We start from the raw sequence: 18,156 nt of genomic DNA on the forward strand, positions 1-18,156 counted from the left end.
CGCTCCCGAGATCGTCGATGTCGCGGTGTCCCGTGCGGTTGACGCCCCGACATCGGCGATCCGGAGTGGATCGTCACAGCGCCCAGGCGGCCAGACGCTCGTAGCGCGGCTCCGGCCCCTGGTGACTGCGGACCAGCACCAGTTCGTCGGCCGACCACTGGGGTCCCTGATAGTCGTCCAGGGCAGCCCGATCGGCGTCGACGGCTGCCGGCTCGACCCGGTCGCCGGGCCGGGCCACGGTCAGGTGCGGGCGGAACGGCTTGTCGTCGTACGCCAGCCCGGCGCGGCGCAGCCGATCCCGGATCAGTCGGGCCAGATCGTGCAGCGCCTCGACGTCGCCGCGAGCATCCACCCAGAGCACTGTGTGCCGGCCGTCGCCGAACACCCCGCCGCCGCCGAGACTCAGCCGGGGCGGGGCGTCCCGGCCGTCGCGGAACCACAGCGCGGCGAGCCCGAGCGCGCCCTGCACCTCGACCAGCCGGGCGGCCTCGACGTCACCGAGGAAGGCCAGGGTGAGGTGCAGGTTCACCGGGTCGGCGAGCCGGACCCGGACGCCCGCGGCGGCCGCCGCCGCGACGCCCAGACGGGCCACCCGTGCGCCGAGGTGGGTGACCGCCTCCATGGGCGGGTAGACCGCGACGAAGAGCCGCACCGACCGGCCGGTCAGCGGTGCCGTTGCCGGTGCCCGGCCCGGGCCGCCGGCAGGGTCAGACCGGCGGCGTGCAGGACGCCCTCCACCCGTACCCGTTCGATCTCCTGGTCGACGCCGGACAACTCGGTGAGGTGCTCGGTGATCCCGAGGGCGCGGCAGGCCAGCCGGAGCCGGTCGTCGTACGCCTGGACGACAGCGCCGTGCCAGACCATCGACCGGCCGGTGCCGCCGAGCCGCTGCCCGCCGAGGCGACGCAGGTCGGCGGCGAGCTGTTCCAACGGGCGACGGTCGGTGCGGTCGAACTCGCTGAGGTCGATGTCGCGGGTCAGCGCGTCGGCTTCGATGGCCCGGTCTAGGCGGGCGATGGTGCGGCGCTCCCGCCGGCTCTCGCGCCACTCGGACCAGCCGCAGACGACCCGGTCGATGATCTCGTCGGCGCAGAAGAGCAGGGCGAACGCCGCCGGGAGGCTGGCCACGGCGAGGAACGCCAGGGCAAGCATCAGCGCGCGTTCGACTCCCACATATCGACGCTAAGCCCCGTCGTGCCACCTCGCCAGCGATTTGGCTGCATCCGCGCTATCCGCCGATCGGGACTTCCCCAGGTTTGCCGAGCGTGCACGAAGGGCCCCGTTCCGACCGGAAGGGGCCCTTCAGGTAGCTCAGCAGTCGGCGGAGGTCACGTAGAAGCGGGGCATGGGCAGCACCCGGAAGCGCAGTCGCGCACCGGAGCGGCGCAGTTGCCAGGTGAGCGCGATCAGCGCGGTGGCCAGCGAGACCAGCCCGCCCATCCAGATGCTCGCCCCGGCGCCGAAGCGCTCGGCGATCCAGCCGATGAGCGGTGCGCCGACCGGGTTGGTGCCCAGGAACACCAGCACCCACAGGGCCATCACCCGTCCCCGGAAGGCGGCGTCCACCCCGAGCTGCACGCGCTGGTTGGCGGCCTGGGCGAAGAAGACCATGAAGAAGCCGGTGGGCACGAGCAGGGCCACGACCAGCCAGTACGTCCCCGCGAAGCCGACCAGGGTGCCGAAGCTGGCGCATGCGACCGCGGCGCCGAGCACCAGCCACACCGAGGGCCGACTGCGTCGGCCGGTGCCGCTGAGAGCCCCGCCGAGCGCGCCGACCGCCAGCGCCGTGCTGAACAGGCCGAACGAGGCGGCACCGGTGTGGAAGACCGTCTTGGCAAGCGCGGCGAGGGTGAGCTGGAAGTTGAACAGCGACATGCCGATCACCGACATGACCGCCATCGGCAACAGCAGGTCCGGGCGGCGCCACACGTACCGCAGCCCGTCGACGACCTTCGCGGACGCCCGCTCGTCGCGCGGTGGGAGCGCGTCGCGGTGCAGTTCGCTCGTCCGCATCCGGACCACGTTGACCAGCGGCGCGACCGAGCTGAGCGCGGTGAAGAGGAACACCGGGCCCACGTCGAAGGCGGCGATCGCCAGGCCGGCGACCGCCGGGCCGACGATCCGCGCCGAGTTGAACACGGCGGCGTTCAGCGACAACGCGTTGGGCAGCAGCGGCGTGCCGACCAGTTCGGAGACGAACGCCTGACGGACCGGGGTCTCCACGGCGTTGGCGGTGCCGAGCAGCGCGGCGAACGCGAAGACGTGCCAGAGCTGCACCAGGTCGGTGAGGACCAGCACGGACATACCGAGCGCCAGCACCGTCCAGAAGGCGTTGGCGGCGAACAGCAGCACCCGCTTGTCGTAGCGGTCGGCGAGCCGGCCGGAGAACAGGGTGAGCAGCAGCACCGGGGTGAACTGACACGCGGTCACCACGCCGAGCGCGGTCGCCGAGTTGTCGGAGAGGTCGAGGACGAGCCAGTCCTGGGCGATGAACATCATCCAGACACCGATCAGTTTGATCAGTTGTCCGGTTGCGAAGAGCCGGTAGTTGCGGACCTGTAGGGACTGGAACATCGTGCTCAGCTTGGCCTGCACTCTTGGTGCGCCTCCTCGGACGTACGCGTCATCGACAGGTGACGGCACGGCCGGAGTGGCGCGCGCGGGCTCAGGCGCGAGCGAGCTGCTGGAGAATCTCGGCGGCCCTGTGCAGGGTCTCCCGTTGGTCCTCGTCGAGCGCGGCCAGCCGGTGGGCCAGCCATTCGTCGCGGGCCCGCTCGAACTGGTCGAGCACGGCCTGCCCTCCTTCGGTCGCCGCGAGGATGACCTGCCGACCGTCGGTCGGATGGGGGGTCCGCCGCACGAGGCCGCGGTCCTCCAACTTCGCGACGATCTTGGTCATCGTCGGTGGCTGCACCCGTTCGACCTCGGCCAGTTCCCGGGGCGTCATCGCGCCCGCCAGCCGCAGGCTGGTGAGCGCGGAGACCTGGGTGACCGTGAGGTCGCCGACCGGCCGGGCCCGTCGGACCCGCCGGTTGAGTCGGGTGATCGCATCTCGCAACTGGGGAGCCAGCTGCGCCGGTGGCACGCGTTCCGCCGTCACCGTCCGCTCCATCACGTTAGTTAGCTTAACTAATGAGCCTGGCTAACGACATCCGTTATGACCAGGCTCACGAGGATGTTTGTGCTGCTCCGGGCGGGGAATCACGATCGACCCCCCGCCCGGACGGCCTCAGAGCACCAGCGACTCGATGGGCCCGCGCAGGAAGTACAGCACGAAGAGCACGGCCACCCCGTACAGCAGCGGGTGGATCTCGCGGGCCTTACCCCGCGCCAGCTTGACCACCACGAAGGTGATCAGACCGGCGCCGATCCCGTTGGAGATCGAGTAGGTGAACGGCATCAGCACGATGGTGAGGAACGCCGGAATGGCGATCTCGTAGTCGGACCAGTCGATCGTCCGCACCGCGGTCATCATCAGGAAACCGACCACCACCAGGGCCGTCGACGCCGCCTCGAACGGCACGATCACCACCAGCGGCGCCAGGAACATCGCCAGCAGGAAGAGAACGCCGGTGACCAGGCTGGCCACGCCGGTCCGGGCACCCTCCCCGACACCTGCGGCACTCTCGATGTACGACGTGTTGCTGGAGGTGCTGGCCGCACCACCGGCCGCCGCCGCGATCGAGTCGACAAGCAGGATCTCCTTGGCCTTCGGCGGGGTGCCCCGCTCGTCGAGCAGGCCACCCTCCTGACCGACCGCCACCATCGTGCCCATGGTGTCGAAGAAGTCCGTGATCAACAGGGTGAAGACGAACATCAGCACGACCACCCAGCCGGCCCGGCCCCACGAGTCGAGCACGTTGAACTTGCCGAGCAGCGACAGGTCCGGCACGTCCACCACCGTCTTGGGCAGCTCCGGCACGTTCAGCGCCCAGCCCTTCGGGTTGGGCTTCCCGTCGACGAACGACGGGCCGATGTTGGCGATCGCCTCGACGATGACGGCAAGCACCGTGGAGGTCAGGATCCCGATCAGGATCGCGCCCTTGACCCGGCGCACCACCAGCACCAACGTGAGCAGCAGGCCCACCACGAAGACCAGCAGCGGCCAGCTCACCAGCTTGCCGCCGATGCCCAGGCCGACCGGCACTGTGGTGTTCGCGACGTCCGGGATCCGCCGGACGAAGCCGGCGTCCACCAGACCGATGATGGTCAAGAAGAGGCCGATACCGACGCCGATCGCCGTCTTCATCTGCGTGGGCACCGCGCGGAACACCGCGGTACGCAGACCGGTGAGCACCAGCACCGCGATGATCACACCCTCGATCACCACCAGGCCCATCGCGTCGGCCCAGGTCATCTCGGGGGCGATCTCGTACGCCACCAGGGCGTTGACGCCCAGGCCGGCGGCGAGCGCCAGCGGGAACCGGCCAACCACACCCATCAGGATGGTCATCAGGCCGGCGACCAGCGCGGTCGCCGCGGCCAGCGCCGGAATCGGGAGGGACTTGCCGTCACCGTCGACGGCACCGCCCAGGATCAAAGGATTGAGCACCACGATGTACGCCATCGTGAAGAAGGTCGCCAGGCCACCGCGTACCTCACGGCTCAACGTCGAGCCGCGGGCGGAGATCTCGAAGAACCGGTCGAAGCCGTTACGCGGGTGAGCGGGGTCGGGAGGTGTGCCGTTCTCGGGCGGCAATACTGCCATCAGGTCCTCGCAGGTGATCTTCCGGTTGTCGCGCGCATCGTCCCAGATCACCGACGGGCAGGGGAAGCGGATCGCGTACGCTTGCCCGATGCCGAACGACCAGCCACCGCGCCCCGCGCCGCTGGACCCACCGATGGTGCCGTTCGCCGTCGCCGGGCTGATCGCATGGGCGGTCGTCGGGCTGGTGCTGCTGGTCTTCTTCCGGGGCTGGCTGACCGAGCACCACCACGAGAACTGGCTCTGGACCTGCCTGGCCGGTTTCCTGTGGGGATTCCCCGGCCTCGCCGTCATGCTGCGTCACGACGCCAACCGACGCCGCCGCCGCCGCGCGAACTGAGCGCACCGGGCTACGCCGGCGCGAACGCTCAGGGGTGCCCGTACGGCTCCGCCGGCTCGGCCGACTCCACCGAGCCCGGCGCACGGCTGACCGACATGGCCTCGACCGCGCTGTCGTCGTACACCGTCGGGAGATCCTCCACCGCGGTCTCGGCGGCCTCGATCAACGTCTCGGAGTGGGCGCCGCAACCATGGTCGGCGCTGACCACCCGGCCGTCGTCCGGGGCGTAGAAGTTGCCGCACGCCCCGAACGCCTGGCGCATCGCACCCGCCAGCGGCAGGTAGAAGCCACAGGTGCCGCAGCGGGCGGCGGCCGGAGCGGCGGTGGAGATGGCCGCCGAAGGGCCGTGATCGCCGTCGTACCAGCGCTGCGCCGCGTCGGCACGGCCCTCCCGGGAGAGGACCCGCGCCCGGCCGAGACCCAGCTCCCAGGCCGTCTCCTCGACCGCGGGATCGTCGGAGAGCAGATAGCCGGGGACCAGCCGCTCGTCCTCCGGAGACGTCGGCAGCAGGTCACCAGGGCCGAGGTCACCCGGCTTGAGCCGCTCCTGCCAGGGCAGCCAGCCGGGCGCGAGCAGCGCATCCGGGCCGGGCAGCAGCACCGTCTCGCAGATGGTCACCGTCCGGCTGCGCGCCACACGGGTGACGGTGACCGCCCAGCGCCAGCCGCGGTAGCCGGCGAGACGGCATTCGAAGTAGTGGGTGACCAGCCGTTCACCCTCGGCCACGACCTGCAGGTGGTCGCCGACGTCGTCGGCGTCCACCTCGGTGATGCCAGCGCGGGCCACCTCGACGGCGTCGGCGCAGACCTGGTCGAGACGGGCGGCACGGGTGGAGGCGGGCCTGGTCACCCGACCATTGTTCCCCATGCTCCCCGCAGGGGTGACAGGGACTCCCGGGGAACCTTTCACCGCAGTGGTGCGGCGTACCTGGATCAGATGGGCGAGGATGGTGCACATGCCGCCGTACTCCCGCTCCGGGCGATCCGTCCTCGGGCGGACCGTCGGCACCGGCATCCGGGCCGTCCGACTGCTCCTGCGTGGTTCGGTGGGCAGCGGCCGCTGGGTGACCCGCCGGGCCGGTCGGGCCCGGACGCGGGGCGCCGGCGGCGAGGTCGGCATGATCCGCCTGTTCGATCTGCACGCCGTCTCGTGCGCGGGCGACACGCTAATCGCCATCGGTCTGGCCGGGACGATCTTCTTCAACGTGCCGCTCGGCGAGGCCCGCAGCAAGGTCGCGCTCTACCTGCTCGTGACCATGGTGCCGTTCGCGATGCTCGCCCCCGTGGTGGGCCCGCTGCTGGACCACTTCCGGCACGGCCGGCGGTACGCGCTGGCCGCGACCATGCTCGGCCGGGCGTTCCTGGCCTGGCTGATCTCCGACTACATCCACGGCTTCGGGCTCTATCCGGCCGCGTTCGGTGTGCTCGCGCTGTCGCGTGCGTACGGCGTGGCCCGGTCCGCGGCGGTGCCCCGGCTGCTGCCGGAAGGGCTGGGCCTCTCCCAGGTCGGAGCACGGGCCAGCGTCTACGGCACGGTGGCGGGGGCGCTGGTGGCCCCGATCGGGTTGGCGGCCTTCTGGTTCGGGCCGCAGTGGCCGCTGCGCGTCGCATCGGTGATCTTCCTGATCGGCATGGTGATCTCCCTGCGGCTGCCGCCAAAGGCGGACTCGGAGCCACCGGAGCGGGTCCCCCGCGCGCTGCGCGCGCTGAGCCGCCGCGGAGACCGGCCGCTGGGCCGGGGCCGACCTGCCGGTCGGTTGGTGATCGCCACCCTGATCGGCGCCGCGACGCTGCGCGCGGTGTACGGCTTCCTGCTGCTGTTCCTCGCCTTCGCCATCAAGAAGGGCGACCTGACCACCGACGTGTTCGGCCGGGATCTGGGCGCGGAGTGGGCGCTGGGACTGGTGGGCGGCGCGCTGGCCGTCGGCAGCTTCCTGGCGACCGCCGTCGGCACCCGGTTGCGCATCCACCGCCCGACCGCCATCCAGTCCAGCAGCATGATCATCGTGGCGGGGGTGGCGGTGCTCGCCGTCATCCAGTTCTCGCTGCTGATGGTGGCCCTGCTCTGTCTGGTGACCGCGCTGGTCAGTGGGGTGGCCAAACTCGCCGTGGACGCCTCGATCCAGGAGCGCATCCCGGAGCGGCTGCGGGCCAGTTCCTTCGCCCACTCCGAGACGGTCCTGATGCTCGCCTTCGTCGTCGGTGGTGGGCTCGGGCTGGTCCCGTTCGACGGCCGCACCGGCATCGCTGTCGCCGCCGGCGTGGGCATCCTGGCCGCCGTCCGGGGGGTGCTGGTCGCCGCTCGGCTACGCGCCGAGAAGCTCGCCGGCCGGCCGCTGGCTGACGACGAGCTGGCCGAGGACGAGCCGGTGACCGAGCCCGCGGATGTCGCCCCCACCTCGCCGGCTCCCACCCAGGCCCAGTCGCCGCAGCACGACGAGCCGGGGCTGGCGCCACCGGGCTACCACATCTACCGCCCCTCCTCGTCCGTCGGCGGCCCGGGCGGCGGAGCGGACGACGAGACCCGCCGGGAGTCCCCCGGCTCACTCTCGTGACCGGCCTGCTGGTGGTGACGGCGGTGCCGGCCGAGGCGGACGCCGTACGGGCCGGGCTGACCGACCCCAGCGTCACCGTCGCCCCGGTCGGGGTGGGCCCGGCGGTCGCGGGTGCCGCCACCGCACGGCTGCTGGCCCTGGCCGAGGCGGCCGGTCGCCCGTACCGCGCGGTGGTCAGCGCCGGCGTGGCCGGCGGCTTCACCGGGCGGGCCTCGGTCGGCGACACGGTGCTCGGCACCGCCAGCGTCGCCGCCGACCTGGGCGCCGAGTCACCCGACGGCTTCATCGGAATCGACGAGCTGGGCATGCCGCCCGCGCTCCTCGGCGGAGGCAGCGTGGTGCCCGCGGACCCGGGCCTGCTCGCGGCACTCCGGGCGGCCCTGCCGTCGGCTACGGCCGGCCCGGTGCTCACCGTCAGCACGGTCACCGGCACCGCCGCCAGCACCGATGAGCTGCGCCGTCGGCATCCGGAGGCGGTCGCGGAGGCCATGGAGGGGTACGGGGTCGCGGTCGCCGCCGCGCAGGCCGGGGTGCCCTTCGTCGAGCTGCGCACCATCTCCAACCCCATCGGCCCCCGTGACCGCGACGCCTGGCGGCTGCGCGAGGCCCTCACCGCGCTGACGACGGCAGCTCCGGCGCTGCGCTGACCGCGGGCACCCCGGACACCTCGAGCATCAGCGCCGACGGTCTGGTCGCCTGCAGCGCGAACCCACAGGCGCGAAGGAACTCGCGGTCGACGAACAACTCGGCGACCGCGTGCGCGGCGCGAATGCCGGCCCGTGTCATCTCCTCCGCCAACAGCTCGACAAGCCGCCGCCCGATGCCAAGCAACCGCAGGCCCGGGGCAACGACCACACCTTCCAGCACCAACTCACGCCGGTCGTCCAGATCCTCGCCCAGGAGCAGGTCGACGCTCCGCTCATGGGCCCGCAGCTCACCGACCGGCCCGCCGCCGGGCACCTCGGCGAGGAACCGCCAGGACGTGGCCGGCAGCCCGTCGGACGCGCGCCGGAAGACCACCCGCGCACGCGCCTCCGACCGCCACCGCCGCAAGTCCCGCCGCTTCCGGTCCAGGTCGTACGTCAACTCCGGAACCCGCACCGGCCACAACTTCTCCGGGAGCGTGTACGAGTGCGCCCACCAGGCGCCCGGCCAGTCCCTGAGGGTGCGGACCCGCCGGACGTCGAGGTGGGCCGGGTACCGACGGTCAGCCTCGTCCCGTGGCTCGTCGGCCGGCAGACCCAGCAGCCCGCCGCCCGCGGTGGAGGGCTCGTCGCCGGGCAGACGGAGCGCGAGCTCGCCCCCCGCGGCCGCGACCAGCCGCGCCACCGTCCGAAAGGCTGGCCCGCCACCCTGACCGGCCTCGATCCGCGCCAGCGTGCTCTTCGGGACGCCGGCCCGCTCAGCCAACTCCCGCTGGCTCAGATCGGCACGCCGACGAAGATCACGAAGCGCCGCGCCCACATCGATCGCATCCCCTCCGACTGCCACCCACCCATGGTTTTCTGCCCGGCGAACGCCGTCAACAGGCCTCCTTCCGCCTGTGGATAACCATGTGGACAACGTCACCCCTGCTGTGGGTATCCCCTCGGTCGGGCTGCTGCCGAATCCATCAGGCCCTGCCGAGTCGGTCGGGGCCCTGCCGAGTCGGTCGGGGCCCTGCCGAGTCCGTCGGGGCCCTGCCGAGCAGGTCGGGCCCTGCCGAGTCCATCGGGGCCCTGCCGAGCGGGTCGGGCCCTGCCGAGCCAAGCGCCTGGATGCCGTGGGTGCCCTCGTGGATCGGGTCGGTCGGGCCCTGTCGAGTCCGTCGGGCCCTGTCGAGCTGCCCCATGAATGGGGCGGGACGAGCCACCAAGATCGCCCCTCGGCGCCCGCTCACCGCCCGCGCCACCGCCGCCACCGCTCGCCGCAGGCGGTCACCTCGCCCCATGTGTGGGGCAGCTCGACAGGGCGCGACGTGACCTCACCCACCTCGACCGGAGGCCGGCCGAGCACCCCGCCTGAGCTGAACGGAAGCACCCCGCCCAGCCCGACGGGGACACTGCCGGCGCCCGCCGGGAGGCCGAGAGGCCAGGACGCCGGAAGACCAGGACGCCGGAAGGCCGGGACGCCGGAAGACCAGGACGCCGGAAGGCCGGGACGCCGGGAGGCAGAGAGCCCGAGGCCAAAAGCCCGAGAGGCCGGAAGGCCGGCTCCGGGCCGGGCCGGGCCCGGGCGGCCGGGCCCGGGCGGGGCGGGCCCGGGCGGGGCGGGCCGTCGTGGATCACAGTGGGCGGGGTGCGCGCGGGCTGCTGGCCGGGGGCGGGGCTAACGTGAGGGCGTGGCGCTCTCCCTTGCGATCTCGCCCTGCCCCAACGACACGTTCGTCTTCGACGCCCTGGTGCACGGGCGGGTGCCCGGTGCGCCGCCGGTCGAGGTGACGTACGCCGACGTGGACGTCACCAACACGGCGGCCGAGCGGGGCGCGTTCGACCTGGTGAAGGTCAGCTACGCGGCGCTGCCCTGGCTGCTCGACGACTACCACCTGCTGCCCTGCGGGGGCGCGCTCGGTCGCGGGTGTGGGCCGCTGGTCCTCACCAGGGGTGACCGCGCCGACCTGACCGGTGCCACGGTGGCGGTGCCCGGTGATCGGACGACCGCGTACCTGCTGTTCCGGCTCTGGTCAGCCGGGCAGGCACCGGCTCGGATCGAGGTGGTGCCGTTCCACGAGATCATGCCGGGCGTCGCGGCCGGTCGCTACGACGCTGGGCTGGTCATCCACGAGGCGCGGTTCACCTACCACCGGCACGGCCTGACCGCGCTCGTCGACCTCGGCGAATGGTGGGAGGCCGACACCGGGCTGCCCATCCCCCTCGGCGCGATCCTGGCCCGGCGCGGCGCCGTGGACCCGGTGGAAGCGGCCCGATGGATTCGCGAGTCCGTCCAGCAGGCCTGGGCGGATCCGGCGGCCAGCCGGGAGTACGTGCTCGCGCACGCCCAGGAGATGGAACTCGACGTGGTGGACCGGCACATCGGCCTCTACGTCAACGAGTTCACCGCCGACCTGGGCGAGGCCGGCTTCGCCGCGGTGACGGCGCTCCTCGACCGCGCCGCCACCGCCGGCCTGGTGCCTCAGACCTCCAGCTCGCGCGCCACCGCGTGGACCAGCTGAGCGATCTTCTGCGCCGTCTTCTTGTCCGGGTAACGGCCCCGGCGCAGGTCCGGCTGGACCTTCGCCTCCAGCACCTTGATCATGTCCTCGACGAGACCATGCAGCTCCTCGGCCGGCCGACGTCGCAGCTCCGCCATCGACGGCGGCACGTCCAGCAGCTTTACGCCCATGGCCTGCGCGCCCCGGCGGCTGTCCACCACGCTGAAGTCGACCCGCTGACCACCCTTGAGGTCGGTGACGCCCGCCGGCAGAGCACCCTTGGGCAAAAACACGTCGCCGCCCTCGTCACTGGTGACGAAGCCGTATCCCTTGGCCGTGTCGTACCACTTCACTCGACCCGTAGGCACCTGAAAACCCCTGCTTCACTTGAGCCGCTACTGCTCCCAGGCTAGCTGGATCATGCCGTCGAGCGCCGCTGGGAATCCGGTGAGATCGTCCAGCACCACGCTCGCCCCCGCCGCACGCAGCTCATCCGGGGAGCACGGCCCGGTCGCGACAGCGATTCCCGGCACCCCCGCCACACCCGCCGCCACCATGTCCGCCACGTGGTCACCGACGTAGTGGGTCGCGCCGTGCTCGCGCAGCGCGGTCGCCTTCTGCTCGGCGAACAGGTCACCGGCCAGCTCGTCCACCACGAGGCCGAGGTGGTCCAGGTGCAACCGGGCCAGTCGGCCGATCTTGGACGTGACGACGAGCACCCTTCCGCCCCGGGCACGGATCGCGTCGATCGCCTCCCGCGCGCCGGGCAGCGGCACCGTCGGTGTGATGGCGTACGCCGGATACAGCTCCCGGTACACCAGCACGGCCGCCTCGACCTGCTCCGGCGGGAACCAGTGCGCGATCTCGGTGCGCAGCGGCGGGCCGAGCCGGGACACGGCCAGGTCAGCGTCCACCGGTACGCCCGTCCTGGCGGTGAGCGCGCGATAGGCCGCGGCGATGCCGGGCCGGGAGTCAACCAGGGTCATGTCGAGATCGAATCCGACGGTCAGCGCGCGCATGTCGAGAAACCTACCGGGCGACCGCCTACCGGCCGGACGTCCGAGGGGCGCGACAGCCCCACCCCGGGCTAGCGTGGAAAGACGATGACCACCTCACTCGCCGACCACCTGCGGTCGCTGCCCGACGAGTCGCTGGCCGCGCTCCTCCAGCTCCGGCCGGACCTCGTCGTGCCCGTGCCGGCCGACGTCTCCGCCCTGGCCATCCGCGCCCAGTCCCGGGTCTCGGTGGCCCGGGCCCTGGACGGGCTGGACCAGTTCACCCTCGGAATCCTCGACGCCGCCCGGCTCACCCGGCACCCGGACGAGGGCACCACGGCCACCGACGCCGTGCTCGCCATGGCGACCACCGGGCCGCACCCGCCGGCGCCGACGGCCGTCCGCGCCGCCGTCAACCGGCTGAGGGCGCTCTTCCTGCTGTACGGCCCCGAACACGCCCTGCACGTGGTGCCGGCCGTCGACGAGGTCTCCCCGTACCCCGCTGGCCTCGGCCGACCCGCCGCGGAGCTGGACCCGCGCACGGCCGCGCTCTGCGCGGACCCGGCGAAACTGCGCCGGACGCTGCTCGCGGCACCCCCGTCGGCCCGGGCGATCCTGGACCGGTTGGCGGCCGGACCACCCGTGGGCAGCGTGCCCCCGGGCGCGTTGCAGGCACCGCCGATCGGCGGGCAGGACGCCGTCCTCGCCGACCCGACCAACGGTGGTGCGCCGACCGGCTCGCCGGTGCGCTGGCTGGTCGACAACCGGCTGCTGGTCAGCGTCTCGGCCGGCTCGTCGACGGCCAGCGGCACGGTCGAGCTGCCCCGCGAGGTGGGGCTCCTGCTGCGCCGCGACAGTGGCCCGCTCGGGCCGCTGCGCACCAGCCCGCCGCCGGTGGCCACCGCGCCCCGCGAGCCCAAGGCGGTCGACTCGGCCGGCGCCGGGCAGACGATGGAGGTGGTCCGGCACACCGAGGGGCTCTTGGAGCAGCTCGCGGCCGAACCCGCGCCGGTGCTGCGCTCCGGCGGCATCGGCGTCCGGGACCTGCGCCGACTGGCGCGTACCGCCGGCCTGGACGAGCCGACCACCGCGCTGCTGCTGGAGGTGGCGTACGCGGCGGGGCTCGCCGGTGAGCTGGAGATGCCCGGCTCGACCACCGGCCGGTACGGGGCGGATCAGCAGGTGCTGCCGACCGGCGGGTACGAGGTGTGGCGGGCCGCCTCGCTGGCCCAACGGTGGGAGCACCTGGCCCACGCCTGGCTGACGATGACCCGGCAGGTCGGCCTGGTCGGTAGGCGTGACGACCGGGACCGGCCGATCACCGCGCTGTCCGCCGAAGCCGAGCGGGCCGGTGCTCCGGCCACCCGGCGAGCGGTGCTCGGTGTGCTCGCCGACCTGGAGCCGGCGACCGCGCCCACCGCCGAGGAGGTGCAGGCCCTGCTGGACTGGCGGGCGCCGCGGCGCAGCCGGGGTCGGGAGGCCGCCCACCGGGAGGTGCTGGCCGAGGCGGCGCAGCTCGGCGTGACCGGCCTGGGGGCGCTCACCTCGTACGGGCGGTTGTTGCTGGGCGAGCTGACGTCGGCCGACGAGCCGGGCGGCGACCCCCTGGGGTTGCACATGGACGCGGAGAGTGGCGATCCGTCCAGTGCCGCGCGGGCGTTGGACGCGCTGCTGCCCGCCCCGGTCGATCACTTCCTGGTGCAGGCCGACCTGACCGTGGTGGTGCCGGGGCCGCCCGAGCCGGCGCTGGCCGCCGAGTTGGAGGCGACCACCGAACCCGAGTCGGCCGGTGGGGCGAGTGTGCACCGGGTCACCACGGCGAGCGTGCGGAGGGCGCTGGACGCCGGTTACACGGCCGACGACCTGCACGAGCTGTTCCGGCGACGGTCGCGTACCCCGGTGCCGCAGGGGCTCAGCTACCTGGTGGACGACGTGGCCCGTAAGCACGGTGGGCTGCGGGTCGGGTCGGCCGGGGCGTACCTGCGCAGCGATGACGAGGCGCTGCTCACCGAGGTGCTGGCCGACCGGCGGTTGGAGTCGTTGACGCTGCGGCGGCTGGCGCCGACGGTGCTGAGCACCCCGTACCAGGTCAGCCGGCTGCTGGGCGCGCTGCGGGACGCCGGGTACGCGCCGGTGCAGGAGGACGGCACGGGCGGCACGATGTTGTCCCGACCCCGGATCTGGCGTGCTCCGGCACGGGTCGCGGTGACCACCAGGACGCTCGATCCGCTGGCCGCCCCGAAGCTGCCGATGCCCCGGCTGCTCGGGGTGGTGGAGCACATCCGGCGGGGCGACGCTGCGGCGCGGGCGGCCCGCCGGGCGCCTGCCGTCGTCCGGGGCGGGGCAGCAGGGCTGGGCGGTGGCCCGGTGCCCGCGCACACGCACAGCGAGGCACTTGCCGTGCTCCAGCAGGCGGTCCGCGACAAGGCGCTGGTCTGGGTCGGGTACGTCGACGCACACGGGGCGACCGCGTCCCGGCTGGTCAAGCCGGTGTCGATCGGCGCCGGCTACCTGCGGGCCGAGGACGAGCGGACCGAGATGCTGCACACCTTCGCGCTGCACCGGATCACGGCGGCGGTGCTGGCGGACTGAACAGGGCTCAGCCGCCGCTGGTGTGCCAGCTCAGCGGCGGCTGCGCCGAAAGGTGCCGACCACCGAGACGGCCAGCAACAGGGCGAAGCCGGCGCCGGCGGACTCACCGACCGAGTCGACGAAGCCCTGCCGCAGCACCAGCCAGCCGAAGAGGAACCACCCGACGAGGAGCGCCGCGGCGAGGGCGTACGCGACCACTGTCGCGCGGGACACCTCGTCGGGTGGCGCGTGTTCATGCTCTGCGATCACGTCACGGTCGACCGTCATGCCCAGCCTCCCCGCCCGGTGCGGCCCTGGACTCCCAAGAGTGTCACTCCCGGGACGGCTGTGACAGGGGATAAACCCCGAGTCGGGCGGGATGTTCAGGTGCCGGGGCGGCGGCCGATCAGCACCACCCGGGTGCCGATCTTGCCCAGCTCCCACATCCGGACGGCGTCGGCGTGCAGCAGGTTGACGCAGCCGTGCGAGCCGATCGACTTGTCGTGCAGGTAGGTAGTGGTCTCGTGGAACCCCATGCCCTGGGTGAAGTGCTGCCAGTACGGCAGCCACACCTCGTACGGGTTGGACCACTCCTTCGGATTGCGGTAGTTGACGGTGTAGGTGCCGGACGGGGTGCGGTAGCCGGACATGCCGGTGCGCGTCACCGTCGGCGCCATGATCACCTTGCCGCCCCGGACCGCCCACACGGTCTGCCGGGTCAGGTCCACGCAGAAGGTGGTGCCGGTGCCGGCCTTGCAGCTTTTCGTGTCGGTGGTGGCGAGTCGCTGGGCCACGTCCAGGGTGGTCGGTCCGGCGCGTCCCTCGACGGGGCGAATGCCGTACCTCTTCTGGAACTTCTTGATGGCGGCGCAGTCGGCGGCGGACTGCCGACCGTCGACCGTGACGGCCCCGAACCCGCCCAGCCGGGCGAGGTACGTCTCCACGGCTCGCTGGTGCTGGCCCTGCGGACAACCGGCGACTGTCGGCGTACCGGTGCTCGGGGTCGGGGTCGGGGTCGACGCCGTGCGGGTCGGCTTCGGCGTGGGTTTCCGGGAGGGTTTCGGGGTGGGCGCGGCCGGCGTGGGCCGGCCGCGCTGGCCCGGCCCGGACGTGCCGCTCGCCCCCGTTGCCTGTTCCGCCGCACCGACCGGGGCGGCTCCCCCGCCACCACTCCCACCGGACTGCGGATCGAACGTGCACGCGCCGGCACCGACCAGCACGACCACCGCCAGGGCAACCAGCCGGGAAGTGCTCCGGACACGCCTCATGGCACCTCCCCTGGACAGTCGTCCCTTTGCTAGACGTTCGTGAGTGCCGTCCTGGTTGCACCCGGTGCTCATCTTTCTTTCGACGTTCTCCGCCGTGCAACACTGGATGGTCGGCCAGCGGCGGGTATGCGACCCGTTCCGGCCGGACGGCCAACCGAGGAGAGGACGCTGGCGTGAGTGGTGGACCCCTGATCGTGCAGTCGGACAAGACCCTGCTGCTGGAGATCGACCACCCCGACGCGCAGGCCTGCCGGATGGCGATCGCGCCGTTCGCGGAGCTGGAACGCTCGCCGGAGCACGTGCACACCTACCGCCTGACCCCGCTGGGTCTGTGGAACGCCCGCGCCGCGGGGCACGACGCCGAGGGTGTCGTCGACTCGCTGATCAAGTACTCCCGCTACCCGGTGCCGCACGCCCTGCTGGTGGACGTGGCCGAGACGATGGACCGGTACGGCCGGCTCCAGCTCGCCAACGACCCGGCGCACGGGCTGGTGCTGCGCGCGCTCGACCGGCTGGTGCTGATCGAGGTGGCCAAGAGCAAGAAGCTCGCCGGGATGCTCGGCGACAAGATCGACGACGACACGATCCGGGTCCACCCGTCCGAGCGGGGCCGGCTCAAGCAGGCGCTGCTCAAGCTGGGCTGGCCGGCGGAGGACCTGGCCGGTTACGTCGACGGTGAGGCGCACCCGATCGAGCTGGCCGAGGCCGGCAAGGACGGGCGCAAGCCGTGGACGCTGCGGTCGTACCAGCGGGAGGCCGTCGAGGCGTTCTGGGCCGGCGGGTCGGGCGTGGTGGTGCTGCCGTGTGGGGCCGGCAAGACCCTGGTCGGGGCGGCGGCGATGGCCGAGGCGAAGGCGACCACGCTGATCCTCGTCACCAACACGGTCGCCGGCCGGCAGTGGAAGCGGGAGCTGATCGCCCGCACGTCGCTGACCGAGGAGGAGATCGGCGAGTACTCCGGCGAGCGCAAGGAGATCCGCCCGGTCACCATCGCCACGTACCAGGTGCTCACCTCGCGGCGCGGTGGCGCGTTCACCCACCTGGACCTGTTCGGCGCCCGCGACTGGGGCCTGGTCGTCTACGACGAGGTGCACCTGCTGCCCGCGCCGATCTTCCGGTTCACCGCGGACCTCCAGGCCCGCCGTCGGCTGGGCCTCACTGCCACTCTGGTACGCGAGGACGGCCGGGAGGGCGACGTGTTCAGCCTGATCGGCCCCAAGCGGTACGACGCGCCGTGGAAGGACATCGAGTCGCAGGGCTGGATCGCCCCGGCCGAGTGCGTCGAGGTCCGCGTGACCCTGACCGACGCGGAGCGGATGTCGTACGCGACGGCGGAGGCCGAGGAGCGGTACCGGATGGCGGCGACCGCCCGCACCAAGCTGCCGGTGGTCAAGGCGCTCGTCGACCGGCACCCGGAGGACCAGGTCCTGGTGATCGGCGCGTACATCGACCAGTTGCACCAGATCGGCGAGTACCTCGACGCGCCGATCGTGCAGGGCTCGACCACGAACAAGGAGCGGGAGCGGCTGTTCGACGCGTTCCGCACCGGGGAGATCCGCACACTGGTGATCTCGAAGGTCGGCAACTTCTCCATCGACCTGCCCGAGGCGGCGGTGGCGATCCAGGTGTCCGGCACGTTCGGGTCGCGCCAGGAGGAGGCGCAGCGGCTGGGTCGGGTGCTCCGCCCGAAGGCCGACGGCCGGCAGGCGCACTTCTACACGGTGGTCTCCCGGGACACGATCGACACCGAGTACGCGGCGCACCGCCAGCGCTTCCTGGCTGAGCAGGGGTACGCGTACACGATCGTCGACGCCGACGACGTCCTCGGCCCGAAGCTGCCGACTGTCGACTGAACGCGGGCGGCTGCGGTAAGCCGGGGCGGGTTTCAGGGTCGGGCCGGCGGGTCGGCGTCGAGCAGTCCGGTCAGCAGGATCCGCAGGGTCGTGTCGAAGAGATCGCGCTCGGCGGGCGGCCGCGCGGGTCGACTGAACGCCGCGGCGAGGTGCGGGTAGGCCGCGACGTCCACCTCGGCGAAGCTGACCGAGCGGGAGCTGGCCTCGCTGCGGGCGAAGAGGCTCACCACGCCGGTCATCATGCCGATGGCCTCGAACTTGGCGGTCACCGCGCTGTCGACCGGCTCCAGAACCCCCAGGCAGGCGTCGAACCAGGCCAGGCTCTCCGGGCCGGGCGCGGACATCCGGTTGATCGTGTCGAGCAGCCAAGGGTGGTGCCGGAAGAGCGCCCGTTGCCGGCCAGCCAGCAGGAGCATGCCGTCGAGCCAGTCGGCGTTCGGCTCCGGGTACGGCCGTAGTTCGCCGACGACCCGGTCGGTCATCAGGTCCAGCAGGTCGTCGCGGGACGACAGGTGGCGGTAGAGCGCGCCGGCGCTGGCACCCAGCGCGGTGGCGACGGCGCGCATCGACACCGCCGCGATTCCTTCGGCGTCAGCCAGGGCGATGGCGGCGGTGACGATGGCGCCCCGGTTGTGGGTCGGGGTGGGGCCGCGGCTGCCGCGTACGGGGCGGGCCCAGATCGACTGCCGGTCGGCGCCGCCCGGGTCGGAATTCGTAGGTGCGTCGCTCACCGATCCAC

The 18,156-nt window shown here is 72.7% G+C and carries 18 protein-coding genes; 6 read left to right on the plus strand and 12 right to left on the minus strand.

The genetic code is table 11. The annotated features are described in order from the left end of the window. Positions 1 to 73 precede the first annotated feature (73 nt). From thpR to AB0B39_RS04595, 5 genes are all read right to left on the minus strand, one after another. Positions 74 to 652, minus strand: a complete 579-nt coding sequence (gene thpR / locus AB0B39_RS04575) for an RNA 2',3'-cyclic phosphodiesterase (protein ID WP_357573499.1) — start codon at positions 650 to 652, stop codon at positions 74 to 76. Between the two features lie 11 nt (positions 653 to 663). Then, positions 664 to 1,173 carry a hypothetical protein gene (locus AB0B39_RS04580; protein WP_234589030.1) on the minus strand — a complete coding sequence of 170 codons (510 nt, stop codon included), beginning with the start codon at positions 1,171 to 1,173 and terminating at the stop codon, positions 664 to 666. Between the two features lie 138 nt (positions 1,174 to 1,311). After that, the gene (locus AB0B39_RS04585) at positions 1,312 to 2,595 is read right to left on the minus strand and encodes an MFS transporter (protein ID WP_357491015.1); all 1,284 of its coding nucleotides are present in this window, start codon (positions 2,593 to 2,595) and stop codon (positions 1,312 to 1,314) included. 70 nt (positions 2,596 to 2,665) lie between these two features. Continuing rightward, entirely contained in the window at positions 2,666 to 3,115 is a 450-nt protein-coding gene (locus tag AB0B39_RS04590) for a MarR family transcriptional regulator (RefSeq protein WP_357491017.1), read from the minus strand. Positions 3,116 to 3,229: 114 nt separating this feature from the next. Further along, on the minus strand, positions 3,230 to 4,708 hold the full coding sequence (locus AB0B39_RS04595) for an NCS2 family permease (RefSeq protein WP_234589052.1): 1,479 nt from the start codon (positions 4,706 to 4,708) through the stop codon (positions 3,230 to 3,232). Positions 4,709 to 4,796: 88 nt separating this feature from the next. Between AB0B39_RS04595 and AB0B39_RS04600 the strand changes: the two genes are divergently transcribed. Then, complete coding sequence (locus AB0B39_RS04600; RefSeq protein WP_357573500.1) at positions 4,797 to 5,045, plus strand: DUF2530 domain-containing protein; 249 nt, start codon at positions 4,797 to 4,799, stop codon at positions 5,043 to 5,045. A gap of 28 nt (positions 5,046 to 5,073) precedes the next feature. Here AB0B39_RS04600 and AB0B39_RS04605 read toward each other — a convergent pair whose 3' ends face one another. After that, entirely contained in the window at positions 5,074 to 6,003 is a 930-nt protein-coding gene (locus AB0B39_RS04605; protein WP_357573501.1) for a DUF3027 domain-containing protein, read from the minus strand. On the opposite strand from AB0B39_RS04605, the gene AB0B39_RS04610 reads away from it, so the two are divergent. Continuing rightward, entirely contained in the window at positions 6,002 to 7,600 is a 1,599-nt protein-coding gene (locus AB0B39_RS04610) for an MFS transporter (protein ID WP_357491024.1), read from the plus strand. The two genes, AB0B39_RS04605 and AB0B39_RS04610, sit on opposite strands and share 2 nt — an antisense overlap. Further along, complete coding sequence (locus AB0B39_RS04615) at positions 7,597 to 8,247, plus strand: futalosine hydrolase (protein WP_234589019.1); 651 nt, start codon at positions 7,597 to 7,599, stop codon at positions 8,245 to 8,247. Before AB0B39_RS04610 ends, AB0B39_RS04615 begins: the two co-directional genes overlap by 4 nt. Here the strand turns inward: AB0B39_RS04615 and AB0B39_RS04620 are convergent. After that, a complete protein-coding gene (locus AB0B39_RS04620; RefSeq protein ID WP_357573502.1) occupies positions 8,210 to 9,091 on the minus strand; it encodes a GNAT family N-acetyltransferase in 882 nt (293 codons plus the stop codon). The genes AB0B39_RS04615 and AB0B39_RS04620 overlap by 38 nt on opposite strands. Before the next feature lie 829 nt (positions 9,092 to 9,920). On the opposite strand from AB0B39_RS04620, the gene AB0B39_RS04625 reads away from it, so the two are divergent. Further along, positions 9,921 to 10,751, plus strand: coding sequence for a 1,4-dihydroxy-6-naphthoate synthase (locus AB0B39_RS04625; protein ID WP_357573503.1), 831 nt, complete (start codon positions 9,921 to 9,923; stop codon positions 10,749 to 10,751). Here AB0B39_RS04625 and AB0B39_RS04630 read toward each other — a convergent pair. Continuing rightward, complete coding sequence (locus AB0B39_RS04630) at positions 10,712 to 11,098, minus strand: cold shock domain-containing protein (protein ID WP_357573504.1); 387 nt, start codon at positions 11,096 to 11,098, stop codon at positions 10,712 to 10,714. The genes AB0B39_RS04625 and AB0B39_RS04630 overlap by 40 nt on opposite strands. A 27-nt stretch (positions 11,099 to 11,125) precedes the next feature. Further along, the gene (locus tag AB0B39_RS04635; RefSeq protein WP_234584211.1) at positions 11,126 to 11,749 is read right to left on the minus strand and encodes an HAD family hydrolase; all 624 of its coding nucleotides are present in this window, start codon (positions 11,747 to 11,749) and stop codon (positions 11,126 to 11,128) included. Positions 11,750 to 11,833: 84 nt separating this feature from the next. Between AB0B39_RS04635 and AB0B39_RS04640 the strand changes: the two genes are divergently transcribed. Beyond that, the gene (locus tag AB0B39_RS04640) at positions 11,834 to 14,317 is read left to right on the plus strand and encodes a helicase-associated domain-containing protein (RefSeq protein ID WP_357573505.1); all 2,484 of its coding nucleotides are present in this window, start codon (positions 11,834 to 11,836) and stop codon (positions 14,315 to 14,317) included. A gap of 30 nt (positions 14,318 to 14,347) precedes the next feature. Here the strand turns inward: AB0B39_RS04640 and AB0B39_RS04645 are convergent, their stop codons facing one another. Together AB0B39_RS04645 and AB0B39_RS04650 are read right to left on the minus strand one after the other, a co-directional pair. After that, entirely contained in the window at positions 14,348 to 14,584 is a 237-nt protein-coding gene (locus AB0B39_RS04645; RefSeq protein WP_234584209.1) for a hypothetical protein, read from the minus strand. Positions 14,585 to 14,679: 95 nt separating this feature from the next. Further along, positions 14,680 to 15,564, minus strand: a complete 885-nt coding sequence (locus AB0B39_RS04650) for a L,D-transpeptidase family protein (RefSeq protein ID WP_357573506.1) — start codon at positions 15,562 to 15,564, stop codon at positions 14,680 to 14,682. 173 nt (positions 15,565 to 15,737) lie between these two features. Between AB0B39_RS04650 and AB0B39_RS04655 the strand changes: the two genes are divergently transcribed. After that, a complete protein-coding gene (locus AB0B39_RS04655; RefSeq protein WP_234584207.1) occupies positions 15,738 to 17,417 on the plus strand; it encodes a DNA repair helicase XPB in 1,680 nt (559 codons plus the stop codon). Between the two features lie 32 nt (positions 17,418 to 17,449). Here AB0B39_RS04655 and AB0B39_RS04660 read toward each other — a convergent pair whose 3' ends face one another. Continuing rightward, positions 17,450 to 18,148, minus strand: coding sequence for a TetR/AcrR family transcriptional regulator (locus AB0B39_RS04660; RefSeq protein WP_357573507.1), 699 nt, complete (start codon positions 18,146 to 18,148; stop codon positions 17,450 to 17,452). Between the last annotated feature and the right edge of the window lie 8 nt (positions 18,149 to 18,156).

Origin of the sequence: Micromonospora sp. NPDC049114 (genome assembly GCF_040648635.1) — a bacterium.
Classification (GTDB): Bacteria; Actinomycetota; Actinomycetes; order Mycobacteriales; family Micromonosporaceae; genus Micromonospora.

What these genes read in the sequence shown, in the direction of transcription:
- AB0B39_RS04595 (WP_234589052.1), bottom strand. Translation starts at nt 4,708, where the DNA reads ATGGCAGTATTGCCGCCCGAGAACGGCACACCTCCCGACCCCGCTCAC.
- AB0B39_RS04600 (WP_357573500.1), top strand. Translation starts at nt 4,797, where the DNA reads ATGCCGAACGACCAGCCACCGCGCCCCGCGCCGCTGGACCCACCGATG.
- AB0B39_RS04610 (WP_357491024.1), top strand. Translation starts at nt 6,002, where the DNA reads ATGCCGCCGTACTCCCGCTCCGGGCGATCCGTCCTCGGGCGGACCGTC.
- AB0B39_RS04605 (WP_357573501.1), bottom strand. Translation starts at nt 6,003, where the DNA reads ATGTGCACCATCCTCGCCCATCTGATCCAGGTACGCCGCACCACTGCG.
- AB0B39_RS04635 (WP_234584211.1), bottom strand. Translation starts at nt 11,749, where the DNA reads ATGCGCGCGCTGACCGTCGGATTCGATCTCGACATGACCCTGGTTGAC.
- AB0B39_RS04640 (WP_357573505.1), top strand. Translation starts at nt 11,834, where the DNA reads ATGACCACCTCACTCGCCGACCACCTGCGGTCGCTGCCCGACGAGTCG.
- AB0B39_RS04645 (WP_234584209.1), bottom strand. Translation starts at nt 14,584, where the DNA reads ATGACGGTCGACCGTGACGTGATCGCAGAGCATGAACACGCGCCACCC.
- AB0B39_RS04650 (WP_357573506.1), bottom strand. Translation starts at nt 15,564, where the DNA reads ATGAGGCGTGTCCGGAGCACTTCCCGGCTGGTTGCCCTGGCGGTGGTC.